Source organism: Merdimmobilis hominis, assembly GCF_016901855.1.
Taxonomy (GTDB): domain Bacteria; phylum Bacillota; class Clostridia; order Oscillospirales; family Ruminococcaceae; genus Paludihabitans.
Window position 1 is genome coordinate 1 of record NZ_JACJKY010000109.1, and the last position, 205, is coordinate 205.

A 205-nucleotide genomic window follows, 5' to 3' on the forward strand; every position below is an offset into this window, starting at 1 on the left:
TCTTGCGTAGCAACTAGCAACAAGGGTTGCGCTCGTTGCGGGACTTAACCCAACATCTCACGACACGAGCTGACGACAACCATGCACCACCTGTCACTCAGTCCCCGAAGGGAAAGCTTAATCTCTTAAGCGGTCCAAGGATGTCAAGACCTGGTAAGGTTCTTCGCGTTGCTTCGAATTAAACCACATACTCCACTGCTTGTGC

General features: G+C 51.2%; 1 rRNA gene. It reads right to left on the reverse strand.

Features of this window, described 5'->3' with window-relative positions:
* Nucleotides 1–205, reverse strand: a 16S ribosomal RNA gene (locus tag H6A12_RS13865); the annotation flags it as partial.